This is a genomic window from Gammaproteobacteria bacterium (assembly GCA_021647245.1).
Classification (GTDB): Bacteria; Pseudomonadota; Gammaproteobacteria; order RBG-16-57-12; family RBG-16-57-12; genus JAFLJP01.
In genome coordinates this window covers 17,494-31,051 of the sequence record JAKIVC010000012.1, presented here as the reverse complement: position 1 = coordinate 31,051, position 13,558 = coordinate 17,494, and the positions used below count along the sequence as shown (strand labels likewise).

Sequence of the window (13,558 nt, the reverse complement as noted above, 5' to 3'; positions counted from 1 at the left end):
TGGCATGGGCTTGAGCGATGACTGGATTGCTGTATGTCATTGCCAGCGTTGTTTTCTCTGTTTTTGCATTTGCTACCCTGTTCTTTGCCCGTAGCCACCCGGTAAAGATTAGCTTTATATTTTCGCTGCTTATAACTGCGTTATGGGCCGCTGCATCTGCTTTTGGCCCTGGTTTTTTGTGGCACTACCTGGAGCTTGCTCGAGATCTGTCATGGATCTGGCTGCTTATTTACCTATTGAATCCAGCATTAAAGTGGGCATATCTTGAGCCTGCTTTTCGTCGTGGCGCACTGGTTTTTATTGCGCTCTTCCTCTCTCTACTGGCGCTAGATATCTACTTCTCCCTGCGCTTGGCTGGTGAGAACCGTGCGGTGCTGGTGACGCTCTGGTCCTATGAGTACCTGCTGCTATCAGTTGCCGGGCTGGTTTTGGTGGAGCAGCTGTTGCGTAATGCGGATGCGGAGCTTCGCTGGGCGATCAAGCTGTTAGCCATTGTTATCGCAGTGCAGTTTGTCTACGATATCGCGCTCTACTCTTCATCGCTGCTGAGTGCCAATCTCGACCAGTATCTGTGGAATGCACGCCCTGCCTTTATTCTTCTGCTAATACCGTTAATGTGGGTCTCAATCCACCGGATCACCAATCGAAAGAGCAAGGTTGTGATCTCTCACCATATCGCATTTCACAGTGTGAGCTTGATCGGTATTGGGGTCTATTTGCTGCTGATGTCGGCGATTGGATACTATCTGCAGTTTTCAGGTGGCGAGTGGGGGGCGCTGTTCCAGATTGTATTTCTCAGCGTTGCATTGTTGGCTTTACTGGTTTTGGTCTTTTCAGGGCAAGTGAGGGCGCTGATTAAAGTCTATGTAAGTAAACATTTTTTTGATTATAAATACGACTACCGTGATGAGTGGTTGCGCTTTTCAGATTCATTTTCAGAGTTGGAAAACAATACCCCCCTTGAAGAGCGAATAATCCTATCAATCGCCAATATTATTGACAGCACAGGCGGCTTGATCTGGACGAAGGAGGGAGATGAGTATCTCAATACTGTCGCGCTGAACCATGAGCTACTGCCTAAGCTGAGTGACCATGATCAGGGTAACCTAGTGGCTTTTTTGGAGGAGAGCGGCTGGGTGGTGGATGTGCGTGAATATAGAGATAACGCGGAGCGATATGAGTGGTTGATGCTGCCAGAGTGGTTGCTGGGTGATGCGACCATAAGGCTGTTGGTTCCTATCGTTCACCAGGGGAAGCCGCTGGCCATTCTCGGGCTGAATCAACCCCGGGCTGACAGGGCGTTTAACTGGGAGGATCGTGATTTGCTAAAAACAGTGGCTCAACAGGCTGCGGGTTATCTGGCGCTGATGGGCTTGTCTCAAGAGCTGCATGATGCTAAACAGTTTGAAGCGTTTAATCGCCTGTCGGCCTATGTGGTTCATGATTTGAAAAATGTAGTGTCACAGCTCTCATTAGTGGTGAAAAATGCGGAAAAGCATAAAAATAACCCTGAGTTTATTGAATCAGCACTGCTAACAGTTGATAATGCGGCAAATAAAATGAGTCGGATGCTCTTACAGTTGAGAAAAGACCGAAGCATGATGGTCTCCGCCAATAATGACCGGGTGGATTTGCTTGATTGCCTGGAGGCGGTCTGTGGTGCGAGGCAGGAGAGTAAGCCTCCTCCCGTGCTGGTCAATAAATGTGGTGAGATCCCTAGTGTTCTTGCAGACAGAGAGCGCCTGGAGGCGGTGCTGATTCATTTGGTGCAAAATGCGCAGGAGGCAACGCCGGAGTCTGGTAGGGTTGAGTTGATGCTTCGGGTTGAAAACGGCAGGGCGATTATCAGTGTAAGCGATACCGGCTGCGGGATGACGCAGGCGTTTATCCGTGACCGTCTGTTCAAGCCTTTTGATACCACCAAGGGTAATGCCGGGATGGGAATTGGCGTTTATGAGGCAAAAGAGTACATTCAAAATATAGGTGGAAAGGTTGTGGTGAAGAGTGACCTGGGCCAGGGCACGGTTTTTGAATTTGATTTGCCCATTGAGATCAGTGGGTGACTACGGAAATTTTATATATACGGCAAGGATAGGTGTGGCTGTTGAGTAACCAAGTGAAAAAATTGCAAAAACTTGTGGTGATCGAAGATGATCCCGGAATGCAGAGTCAGCTTAAATGGGGGCTTGACTCCTATGATGTGATCATTGCCGGCAATCGTGCGGAGGGTGTTGCGGCCTTAAGGCGCCATGAACCGTGTGTGGTTTTGCTGGATTTAGGGCTGCCACCTGACCCAGAAAATGCAAGCGAAGGTTTGGCCACTCTCGAAGAGATCACCTCGCTGGCCCCTCATACCAAAGTAATTGTGGTGACCGGGAATGATGATCGATCAAATGCGGTGAAGGCGATTTCCATGGGGGCGTTTGATTTTTACCAAAAGCCGATTGACCTGGATATTTTGACGCTGATTGTAAGCCGGGCATTTCACGTTTATGCCTTGGAAAAAGAGAACCGACTACTGAGTAGCATGGGTAAGGGTGCGCTATACGGTATTATATCCGCCAGTCCCGAGATGCAAAAGACCTGTAAAGTTATTGAAAAAATTGCACCGACCAGTGCAACGGTGCTGGTTTTAGGTGAGAGTGGCACCGGAAAAGAGCTGATTGCCAAGGCGCTGCATGATCTGAGTCCTCGTGCGGGTGAGCGCTTCGTGGCGATCAACTGTGCGGCAATCCCCGAAAATCTGCTTGAAAGCGAGCTGTTCGGCTATGAGAAGGGTGCTTTTACCGGTGCTGCAAAGCAGACTATTGGCAAGATCGAACATGCGGATGGCGGTACACTTTTTCTAGATGAGATTGGCGATATGCCGCCGCTGCTGCAAACCAAAATGTTACGTTTTTTGCAGGAGAGAATCGTTGAGCGAGTCGGCGGACGGAAAGAGATTTCCGTCGATGTCCGGGTGGTTTGTGCGACACATCAAAATATTGAGCAGTTGATTTCAGCGGGTGGATTTAGAGAGGATCTCTATTACCGTATTTCAGAAATCACAGTGAAAATCCCGGCGTTACGGGATCGATCAGGTGACGCAGTGGTGTTGGCGCGCCACTTCTTGACGAAATATGCCCATGAGATGGGAAGCACCGTCAGGGCTTTTTCTACGGATGCAATACAGGGCATTGAACAGCACGCATGGAAAGGCAACGTGCGTGAGTTAGAGAATCGTGTTAAGCGTGCGGTGATCATGGCTGATGGTGTATCGATTACCTGTGATGACCTTGAGTTAATCGCATCGGAAGCGGCACCTGCTGCTTTGTTGAATCTGCGCCAAGTTCGAGAAAAGGCAGAGCTTGCTGCTTTGCAGCAGGCGATGACGACCTGCAATGAAAATATATCGCAAGCGGCGGAGATGTTGGGTGTGAGCCGTCCAACACTATATGATTTGCTGGATAAATATAAAATGAGAGATGCGTAGATAATGTGCAGAATAGCGCGATCAAGGATTTAATCGCATGAAGTATGAAGCTAAAATTCAATGGAAGAGTGCGCTCTCGCTGCTGCTGGTCGGTTGTGGAGCCATACTCTACTCATATTGGGATACCTTTAGTCGTCTGTTTGCATTGTGGAATGATGTTGAAGGTGAATATGCCCACGGTTGGTTAATTATTGCAGTGGTCCTGTTTCTTGTGTGGGATAAACGGCACTCTCTCCCCCGTATGCAACCGCGACTGGATATTCGGCCGGTTATTATTATTCCCTTCGTTGGCTTTTTTTGGTTACTGGGCTCACTGGTGGATGTCAACCTGGTACAGGTGCTCAGTGCTCTGTTGATAATGATGCTGTTTGTCTGGTTTGCTCTTGGCTATAGCATCACCAAAGAGCTGCTGTTTGCGATGTTGTTTATCTTCTTTGCAACACCGGTTTGGCTGCCGTTACAAATGCCGTTTCAGGTCATTACAGTGCATGCTGTGCATCAGATGCTTATGTTGGCGGGTATTCCAGTGATCAGAGATGGCTACCTATTGACGATTCCCGAGGGCAGTTTTGCGGTACTTGAGGCGTGTAGTGGGCTTCGCTACTTCCTGGTCGCTTTTGCTCTTTCAACGCTCTTCTCTTATCTGAATTTTTACAGCTTTAAAATCAGGTTGCTGTACGTCTTGCTGTTTTTGATGGCATCACTGCTCGCTAATTGGCTGCGGGTGTTCGTGGTTATTTATGCCGGGCATTTGACGCAAATGGAGCACCCCTATATTCATGATCACGCCAATCTAGGCTGGTATATCTTTTTGGTGATGGTGGCTCTGCTCTACTGGTTCGGTTACAAATATCTTGCTAAGTGGGATGTGGTGCCTGCTGAAACAGAGCAGAAAACGGCGCCAGTAATTACTAATGCACTGTTCACGTCGCAGCCGACTAAGGTTGCTGTGCTTTCGCTAGCTTTGGTATTGCTGATTGCTCCGCCAGCACTATCTGACTACCTGCGCAGCAATATCTCAATGCCTCTCAGTAATGCAGAAATGCCGGATATTGCAGGCTGGGCAACACTTTCTGAGTCACCTGAACAGCTGGTGCTGCCGGATTATAAAGGGGCAGATTTCACCATTGGCACGGTTTACCAGGGTGCGACTTCAGATGTGCAGGCCGCGGTGGCTTATTACTCATCATCAAAACCTGAGGCAAGTCTTATCGATTATGCTAATCACATCGTAGATGGTGAAAACTGGTCCCAGCTAACGTCTGAAAAGGATTACTCACTGTTGTCTGGCCATGTAAAAGAGGTTACCATCCGTTCCGGCGCGGGAGGCGAACGGTTAGCTTGGTATTGGTACAGAATCGGTGGCCGGGTTAGCGCAGAAAAATATCAGGCAAAGCTATTCGAAGTGTTTGGTATTTTGACTGGTCGCTCTGACGGGGCGTTGATTATAATTTCTGCTGGCTATGATGTTCATCCCGATGAAGCTAGAAGCGTGCTCTCCTCTTTTTACGAGGAGGCGAATGCGGGTTTAAATGGCTTTGTGGACGGGCTGGCGAGTGGATCGAAGGCTAATGGGTAAAAAGCGGCAGGGGAGAGTGATGGATTATTACAGCGGAAAGAGGCTTGCTGGCAAGCGGTCACTCAACATTATTGTTATGGCATTTTCCATGGCCCTGCTTGCCTCGTGTTCAAGTGAGCCGACGGATAGTAAAGCGTTTGTTGAACAGGCGCTTCAGTATTATCAGAGTGGTAAAATAGAGCCGGCAATTATTGCATATAAAAACGCGCTGATTGCTGCTCCTGATGATGTGGCTGCTCGCTCCGCACTGGGTGAAATCTATCTTGCGATGGGTGATGCCGCAGGTGCTGAAAAAGAGCTTGGTCGAGCACTGCGTCTGAAGCCAGGCGATGAAACACTACTGGTTAATCAGGGGCAAGCACTGCTTCTGCAAGGAAAGTATAAAAAAATACTCCGGGACTTCGCCCCAACGGAAGCAATGAGTGATCGATCGCAGGCTGAACTGTATGTAATCCAAGCGAAAGCACATTTCTCCCTGGGTGAGCTGGAGGCAGGTTCTGAGCTTGCGGACAAGGCACTACAAAAAAATCCAGATGCCGTGTCGGCTCATGTTCTACAGGCAAAAAAAGTGTTGATGTCAGGTGATGTTGAGCTGGCCGAGGTTAGCCTTGATAAGGCGCTGTCGGTGAATGATAAAGACCCGGAGGCGCTGCTTTTCAGGGCTGACCTTGCGATGAAACGTGGAGACTTCCCTGCCGCGAAATCTACTTATGAGCGAGTGGTTGATAGCGCCTTTAAGGAGGTGATGACGCTGTATAAGCATCAGGCGCTGAATGGTTTGGTGCGGGCAAATCTAGCAGAAAAAAATTATAGTGGTGCTCTAAAGCATGTTGAGCAGCTGCTTGCATCCAACGACCGAAACCCTAACAGCCTCTACCTCCGAAGCATGATTGCCTACGAGCAAAAAGAGTATGCCCTGGCAGAAGACTATCTGGAAAAGCTGTTGTCAATATCTTCCGATCATAAACCATCACTGCTGCTAATGGGGGCGGTTAAGTATGTGTTGGGTAGTTTTGAGCAGGCAAATAGATATTTAAGTCAATATATGGCTATTGATCCCGATAACCTGTTTCCCCGCAAGCTGTTGGGCGCGACCCGCTTGATGCTTCAGCAGCCTGAAGAGGCTTATGAAATTCTAAGCAAGGGAATCGCCAATAATGCAGATGACCAGCAGTTGATCACCCTGATTAGTACCGCCGCAATTCGCAGCGGTAATTACCAGCTTGGAAAGGAGTATATAGATAAAATTCTACCCTCTTCACCTGAGAGCAGTTCACTGCGCTCAGAGCTGGCAATGGCCTACCTTTCGGGAGGTAATGCGGATGATGTTATCGCGTTACTGGCTGGGGGTAATAATAGTGATTTGAATGAGCAGATGGCGCTGGTGGCCGCTTACCTGCAAAAGGGTAATTTCCCCAAAGTTATTGATCTCTCCAGAAAAGCGATAAAAGAGCATCCGGCGCAACCCAATGGTTATATCGCCATTGCTAAGGTCTATATGACAAAGGGCGATTTCGACCTGGCCCGCAAAGAGCTGCAGCAAGCTTTGGATAATGTCGAGCCCTCCGTGCTGCTTTTCTCTTCCATGGCTGAGCTGGAGTATCGGGATGGCAAGCTCGAAAAGGCACGGGACTATTTTGAAAAAGCACACTCGCTGGAGCAGGGAAATGAACGTACAGCGATTGGCCTTGCGCAGATCTATGTACAACTCGGACGTGAGAGTGATGCGCTTAAGTTGATGGAGAAGCTGATACGTCTTGACGACAAGGCGGTGATGCCTCGCATGTTGCTGGCAAGGCACTACTTACGCAACGGCAAGCCTGAGACGGCTGAGAGCTACTTAAATCAGATACTGGATAAGGCAGAAGATTCGACTTCCGCAAAAGTGTTGATAAGCCAGCTATATATTCAGTCAGGACGGCTTAATGATGCGGTAAGCGTTCTTAACCAGCTTGTGAAAGAGGATGACGCTGTAGCTTCTCTGTTGATGCATGCACAAGTACACCTTCAACTGGGTAATGAGGCGGTCGCACTCAACTCACTCGAACGGGCAAATAGAATCGACCCGCGCAATGAACAAGTTATTGTGATGATGGCCGTTGCCGAAGCCACATCAGGAAACTTTCGTATGGCTCATAAATATGCAGACAAGCTGATTGCAGCGCACCCTGATAGAGCGGGTGGATATATACTGAAAGGTGATTTTTATGCCGCTCAGGGGGAGTTTCAGCAAGCGCTGTCGGCCTATAATAGCGCAAAAAAAATCGGTCTGAGTCAGGTGCTGGTCGTCAAGTTATACCAGGTTAAACTGAAATTAAATCGACAGGATGCCGTTGCGGAGCTTGAGCTATGGGTCGATAAAAACCCAAGCGATGTGAATGTTAAGAAGATGATCGCATCGGATTATCTCAACCGTGGAAAATACGAAAAAACCTTGCACTTGTACAACGATATTCTGCTGAACAGCCCAGATGATTACCTGGTCTACAATAATCTTGCCTGGGTTCATTTGGAGTTGGGGGATATTGAGCGAGGGAAAACAGCTGCAACCAAGGCATACGAACTAAAAGGAGATGATGCTAATGTCATGGATACTTATGGATGGCTGTTGTTTAAGTCAGGTGACGATGTGAAGGCGGAGAGTCTGTTGTCCCAAGCCTACGCCCTTATGCCGGATAGCTCAGATATTAAATACCACTATGCAGCGGTGTTAGCAAAGGCCAATAAGCACTCCGAAGCAAAGAGACTTTTGACAGAAGCGTTGGAAAAAAAGGGTAGCTTCATGGCGCGCAGTGATGCGGAAAAACTGATGAAAAGATTGAACTAAAATAGCCTGCTGCCTCTGTGGCGAAAATGGCTGGGTATTATGAATAAGGATTAATGTGCTATGAGATTGGCAGTTGTTATTGTGGGATGCTTGAGTACGCTTTTGTTGGTGGGGTGTAACGCCGCGGCTCAATACAATTCGGTGCAGGCAGAAAAAAAAGGGACTCCGGTATCTCTTAGTGAGATGGCCTTGCCTGAAGAGGGCGATGAGCTGGATGACTTGAAATACACGGTTCAAGTCGGCGACATGCTTAATATATTTGTTTGGCGCAATCCAGAGCTGTCGGTAACGGTGCCGGTTCGCCCAGATGGCTATATATCTATTCCGCTGGTTGACGATCTGCCGGTTGTAGGCGTTACCACTACTGCGACCTCTCGCCAGATTGAGGCGCTGTTGCAGTCTTATATTAAGTTCCCGAAAGTAACGGTGATGGTGACAGGGTTTGGGACAGCCTATTCACATCAAGTCAGAGTGATCGGTCAGGCGGCAGAGCCGAGGGCGTTACCGTATAGAAAAGAGATGACACTGCTGGATGTATTAATTGAGGTCGGTGGTCTGACTGAGTTCTCTGCGGGTAATCGGGCGGTGTTGATTCGTGATCATAATGGAGAGCAGCAGAAGATAGCATTGAAACTCGAAGATTTAATGGAAAAAGGCGATATAAGCAAAAACAAGGTTCTAAAAGCGGGTGATATCGTCATTATCCCAGAATCATATTTTTGATGCGGATTTTTAGTGAAATTTGTGAGTCGGGCAGCCAAAGATAAGAAATTTGTTGCAGTATTGCGGGCACTCGATGGTCCGTGATCAGTATTTTGTGGGTTAAGGATGTTGTGTAGTGTCGGCTCATGAAAAGTGAGCTTTATTGCATTATGGATTGCGGTTGGATCTTTGTAATTAGTGGGTTTTTTCAATAAATGAATGAGCAGTTAAAGCAAGCTTTATCGATTGGCTATCTTTTTTGGCGTAAAAGATGGCTGGTGTTGTGGGTGGTGATGGGTATCAGTATGGTCGGCTGGCCAGTGGTGCACTTCATGCCAAATGTTTATGAATCAAAAGTGAAAATATACCTGGATACTCAGTCAGTCCTTGGGCCGCTACTTGAAGGCCTGGCTGTTGATGGACAGGGCAGTAGTGAAGAGCAGCTGGATCTGGCCCGCAGGACACTGCTTAGTCGTACTAATCTTGAGATCGTGGCCAGGTTGGTCGACCTTGATCTTCGGGCTAACTCACCTGAGGAGTTTGAGAGAATCATCGTGGATCTGAGAAATAAAATAAAGATCAATGGGAGTGAGCGGGAAAATATCTATGTGATCTCCTACTCTGACAAAGCCCCCCGCTTAGCTAAGCGGGTAGTCGAGTCACTACTTGAAACATTCATGAACTCGATGCTAAAAAGTAGTCGTGGTGATGCCGAATTGGCGCATAAGTTTCTCGAAACACAGATCTCTGTTTATGAGAAAAAGTTGATTGAGGCTGAAAGTGCGCTAAAAACATTCAAACGGGAGAATATCGGTTTAATGCCGACCGAGGCGGGTGGGTATTTTCGGCAGCTGGAAGGGGCTGAAAATAACTTAAGCCGTGCTCGTCTGGATCTGAGAGAGGCAACGCGACGACGTGATGACCTGAGAACAGAGTTGGATCAGGAGAAGTCGGTGATTGAATCACGAAGCCAGCACTCAATGATTGCGGTGGCAGAGACCCCCCTTGAGCAGCGGCTGAGTGCTATGCGGATGCGCTTGGATGAGTTGACATTTAATTACACAGAGTCTCATCCGGATATTCTTGTTCTGCGTGAAAATATTGCACTTCTGGAGTCACAAGTGGCTGCCAGTAAAGCAGCGGCTAAAGAGGGGCAGTCTGTGAGCGTTGCAATGTATACCGCTGATCCGGTTTATCAGGAGTTGAGAGTTGAGTTGAGTCGTGTTGAGGCCGAGGTCTCAGGCTTAAGAGTGCGTGTTGCCGAATATTCGCGCCATGTAAATAAATTCAAAGAGCATGTCGACACCATTCCCATGGTGGAGGCTGAGCTGGCCAAGCTGAATCGTGACTATGATGTTAACAAGAGTAACTACGAAGCGTTAGTGTCACGGCGTGAGGCAGCGATGATTTCACGTGAGGCTGAGCTTAGCTCTGATCAGGTGCATGTACGTGTTATTGATCCTCCGCGCGAACCGGTTATACCTGTGGGCCCGAACCGTCCGCTGCTTATAACCGCTGTGATGCTGGGTGGTTTGGCATTTATCTGTGGAATAATTTTTCTTGATGCTCAGTTAAGGCCGCAATTTAATTCGGTCCAATCGTTAAGAGCGGTCACCGGGCTACCAGTGTTGGGTGGTGTTTCACTCTTTAAAACACCCGCACAACTGAGAACCCGAAAAGTTAAAATGTTCACATTTTTTACGTTGGTAGCACTCTTTTTACTCGTGTATTTTATGGTGATCGCTTTTGAGGCGGGTCTGCTTTCAGCCGCCATGGTGTATTTGAATATTTCATCATAATTGATGGTATAGGTGATTTTTGATGGATAAAAATAAATCAGCTCAACCGGCTGAATCGCTCTCTTTTGTTCCAACACTCGGCGAGCAAGAGATGATGCAGTTTAAGCGAAAATTCCTCTCTTCAAAGGTTGGGCACAAACAGCTGAACTTTGCAGAGATGGAGCATGTAGGGTTTATTACGCCTGAAATGCCCCGCTGTCAGCTCTCTGAAGAGTTCCGGCAGATCAAACGTCCACTGATAAATAATGCCTTTGGAAGTAGCTCGTCACTTTTTGAGCGCGGAAATTTGATTATGGTCTCCAGTGCCATCGCGGGAGAAGGGAAAACATACACCGCAATTAATCTGGCATTAATTATGGCCCATGAGATGGATCATACCGTGCTGCTGGTCGATGCGGACGTGTTACGCCCCACTGTTTTCAAAAAACTGGGACTCAGTGATGAGCTTGGTTTGGCTGATTACCTGCGGGATCCGTCTATGACAGTTGCCGATGTCATGTATCGAACAAATATCAGTGATTTGGTGTTGATGCCAGCGGGGGGCTATTCTGCTCAAAGTGTTGAACTGCTTGCCAGCTCACGAATGACTCAGCTGGTGACCGAGCTGGCGGAACGTTATCCGGATCGTATTGTCATTTTTGATGCACCCCCACTACTGCTCTCCAACGAAGCCAAAATCCTGGCCGATATGGTGGGCCAGATTGTTATGGTAGTAGAGGCGGCTAGCACACCCCAAGGGAAAGTCATGGAGGCACTTGATGAGATGGTCAGGGATAAAAGTGTTTGCATGGTGTTGAATAAGTGCTCCTTTATCGACTCATCAGGTGGATATTATCAGCAGTACAGCGCCAAGTAGCCGGGTTGGTTGACGAATGTGTGTGTGGGAAATGGTATGTTGAGGATCGCTACACTGGTTGCCGCTCTGCTATTAGTGAGTGTTGCGACGGCTGATTTTAGAGTGTCGCCGACACTTTTGCTCTCTGAGAAATATTCGAACAACCTCTTTTTAACTGAACAGTCAACGGTTACTGACAGAGTGACACTCATCAACCCGGGTATTCTGATTCAGCTGCAGTCTGCGGACATACAGCTGGCTGCGGACTACGGTATCACCAAGCAGATCGTAAAAAACAGTTCGAATCTGGATATGGCATACCAAGATCTAAATGTCAATTTTTCAGCATACCAACAAAATAATTTATCTTTTGCCAGTAGTGCCAGTATCCAGCGACAGCCTGTCTCCTACGGCAGAACGACAACCTCCAGGATCGTTGTGAGTAGTGACATTGAAAAAGTGCAGACAGGGTTTGTTAACCCCTCTCTATCGCTATCGAACTCTGATTATACGCTTGATTTCGACTATGTTTTTGGCCTCTCGCGCTATGAGCGGCAGACTCAGGCAAGCAGTAATATCAACAGCAAAGTTCTAGAGGTAGGGTCAGGAAATAGCCATGGTCCACTCGCGGTATCGGCAAAGTGGAGTGAAACAGATGTTGATTATGTGAGTTTGTTGGGTGCAACGAGTTCATTTCAAGACATCTACCTGAAAATGTCCTACCAATACACCACAAAATTACAATTCAGTTATCGGCGCGGAAAAGAGCGAAATACAAATAGCCGCTTATCCACCGAACAACAAGGATACTATTGGAATAGCGGGTTTTCATATCGACCTAAAAGCTACTTGTTGCTGAGTTTGTCAAGCGGTGGGCGCTACTATGGCCGCAGCTATGCCGGAGAACTCTCTTACCAGCGATCGCGTATCACCATTGAAGCGGGATATGAAGAGGAGACCACCTCGGATGCCACGCGTGCATTCATGCCCAGCGAAGGGGCCTCGGTCGAGCCAGATTTTCGATCTTACCTTTCGGTGAGAAATGATATCTTTTTAACAAAAACATTAACTTCTAGCGTGTCGTATCAACGACAACGGCTGCGTATTCAATACTCAAATTCAGGCACTCACCGTTCATCACAGGGAGGCGGCTCATTTCAACGTTCTTATACTCACCGTTTTTTGACAGCGTACCAGATGAAAAGAAGTGACACGCTTCGCGTCCGATATGACTACATCAGGGTTTGGTCCAATCCGCTTGAGGGTGTATCAGCAGATAAAATTATAACCATAGATTACCAGCGACAAATTAGCCGGGATTTAAGCCTCTCTCTGGAGGCCTCTAGCCGAAATAGATCGGGGTCTGGCGGCAGCGAAGGATATAAAGAGAGGCAGCTTGCGGCCACTATTGAGATGAGTTTTTAATGATGACGACAGCGGTTCAAAAAAAAATAAGCAACGCCATGACCATTGATGTTGAAGACTACTTCCAAGTCTCAGCATTTGCGGCCAATGTCGATTACGCGAACTGGGGCGACTATGAGTCTCGGGTCGTTAAAAATACCCACGTTATTTTGAGGGCGATGTCAGATGCTCAGCGGCAAGGAACCTTTTTTGTATTGGGCTGGGTGGCCGAAAGAGAACCGCAACTGGTGAAAGATATTCTCAGCGAGGGACATGAAGTAGCGTGTCATGGTTACAGTCATCAGCTGATCTATAATCAGACACCTGAAATTTTTTACCAAGAGACCCGCAAAGCAAAAGAGATTCTGGAGGATATTATTCAGAAGCCGGTAGAGGGTTATCGAGCCGCAAGCTACTCGATCACCAAGGAGTCGATGTGGGCGATGGATATTCTGGGGGATCTTGGCTTCACCTATGATTCCAGTATTTTCCCGGTTTATCACGATCGCTACGGGGTGCCCGATGCCCCTAAACACCCTTATCAGCATACCCTGAGTAATGGCTCATCTATTGTTGAGTTCCCTATCTCGACCAAAAAATTGCTAGGCTATCAGTTGCCAGTGGCGGGCGGGGGGTATTTTCGAGTCTACCCCTATCCATTTTCAAGATCGATGCTGGCGAGTATCAATAAAAAGGAAAATAAGCCTTTTGTTTTCTACCTTCATCCGTGGGAGGTGGATCCGGAACAGCCGCGCATTAAGACAAGCCTGCTGTCGCGAACCCGACATTATATGAACCTGAATCGCTGCGAAACAAGGTTCAGGGCATTGCTGCAAGACTTTGAATTTACAACCATGGCAAATGTGCTCTCTGGTTTGGGTTTTGACAGTGTTGGAGACCGTTAGCAGATGAATTACAACAATAAAATACCCTTGGGCGT

9 protein-coding genes are annotated in these 13,558 nt (G+C 47.8%); all 9 read left to right on the top strand.

The window, feature by feature from the left end; all coding sequences use genetic code 11:
* Positions 1–17: 17 nt before the first annotated feature.
* The 9 genes from prsK (at position 18) to L3J94_04865 (ending at position 13,523) form a co-directional block, all read left to right on the top strand.
* Positions 18–2,063, top strand: a complete 2,046-nt coding sequence (gene prsK, locus L3J94_04905) for a PEP-CTERM system histidine kinase PrsK (GenBank protein ID MCF6218093.1) — start codon at positions 18–20, stop codon at positions 2,061–2,063.
* 98 nt (positions 2,064–2,161) lie between these two features.
* Positions 2,162–3,472, top strand: coding sequence for a PEP-CTERM-box response regulator transcription factor (prsR, locus tag L3J94_04900; GenBank protein ID MCF6218092.1), 1,311 nt, complete (start codon positions 2,162–2,164; stop codon positions 3,470–3,472).
* A 37-nt stretch (positions 3,473–3,509) separates the two neighbouring features.
* The gene (locus L3J94_04895) at positions 3,510–5,051 is read left to right on the top strand and encodes an EpsI family protein (GenBank protein MCF6218091.1); all 1,542 of its coding nucleotides are present in this window, start codon (positions 3,510–3,512) and stop codon (positions 5,049–5,051) included.
* Complete coding sequence (gene prsT, locus L3J94_04890) at positions 5,005–7,878, top strand: PEP-CTERM system TPR-repeat protein PrsT (protein MCF6218090.1); 2,874 nt, start codon at positions 5,005–5,007, stop codon at positions 7,876–7,878. Before L3J94_04895 ends, prsT begins: the two co-directional genes overlap by 47 nt.
* Positions 7,879–7,938: 60 nt before the next feature.
* Complete coding sequence (locus L3J94_04885) at positions 7,939–8,601, top strand: polysaccharide export protein (protein ID MCF6218089.1); 663 nt, start codon at positions 7,939–7,941, stop codon at positions 8,599–8,601.
* 194 nt (positions 8,602–8,795) lie between these two features.
* Positions 8,796–10,379, top strand: coding sequence for a hypothetical protein (locus tag L3J94_04880; protein ID MCF6218088.1), 1,584 nt, complete (start codon positions 8,796–8,798; stop codon positions 10,377–10,379).
* Between the two features lie 22 nt (positions 10,380–10,401).
* On the top strand, positions 10,402–11,235 hold the full coding sequence (locus tag L3J94_04875) for an XrtA-associated tyrosine autokinase (GenBank protein MCF6218087.1): 834 nt from the start codon (positions 10,402–10,404) through the stop codon (positions 11,233–11,235).
* A 36-nt stretch (positions 11,236–11,271) separates the two neighbouring features.
* The gene (locus tag L3J94_04870; GenBank protein ID MCF6218086.1) at positions 11,272–12,639 is read left to right on the top strand and encodes a hypothetical protein; all 1,368 of its coding nucleotides are present in this window, start codon (positions 11,272–11,274) and stop codon (positions 12,637–12,639) included.
* Positions 12,639–13,523, top strand: coding sequence for a DUF3473 domain-containing protein (locus tag L3J94_04865; GenBank protein ID MCF6218085.1), 885 nt, complete (start codon positions 12,639–12,641; stop codon positions 13,521–13,523). The genes L3J94_04870 and L3J94_04865 overlap by 1 nt, the downstream gene beginning before the upstream one ends.
* Positions 13,524–13,558: the final 35 nt, after the last annotated feature.

What these genes read in the sequence shown, in the direction of transcription:
- prsK (MCF6218093.1), top strand. Translation starts at nt 18, where the DNA reads ATGACTGGATTGCTGTATGTCATTGCCAGCGTTGTTTTCTCTGTTTTT.
- prsR (MCF6218092.1), top strand. Translation starts at nt 2,162, where the DNA reads ATGCAGAGTCAGCTTAAATGGGGGCTTGACTCCTATGATGTGATCATT.
- L3J94_04895 (MCF6218091.1), top strand. Translation starts at nt 3,510, where the DNA reads ATGAAGTATGAAGCTAAAATTCAATGGAAGAGTGCGCTCTCGCTGCTG.
- prsT (MCF6218090.1), top strand. Translation starts at nt 5,005, where the DNA reads ATGGCTTTGTGGACGGGCTGGCGAGTGGATCGAAGGCTAATGGGTAAA.
- L3J94_04885 (MCF6218089.1), top strand. Translation starts at nt 7,939, where the DNA reads ATGAGATTGGCAGTTGTTATTGTGGGATGCTTGAGTACGCTTTTGTTG.
- L3J94_04880 (MCF6218088.1), top strand. Translation starts at nt 8,796, where the DNA reads ATGAATGAGCAGTTAAAGCAAGCTTTATCGATTGGCTATCTTTTTTGG.
- L3J94_04875 (MCF6218087.1), top strand. Translation starts at nt 10,402, where the DNA reads ATGGATAAAAATAAATCAGCTCAACCGGCTGAATCGCTCTCTTTTGTT.
- L3J94_04870 (MCF6218086.1), top strand. Translation starts at nt 11,272, where the DNA reads ATGTTGAGGATCGCTACACTGGTTGCCGCTCTGCTATTAGTGAGTGTT.
- L3J94_04865 (MCF6218085.1), top strand. Translation starts at nt 12,639, where the DNA reads ATGATGACGACAGCGGTTCAAAAAAAAATAAGCAACGCCATGACCATT.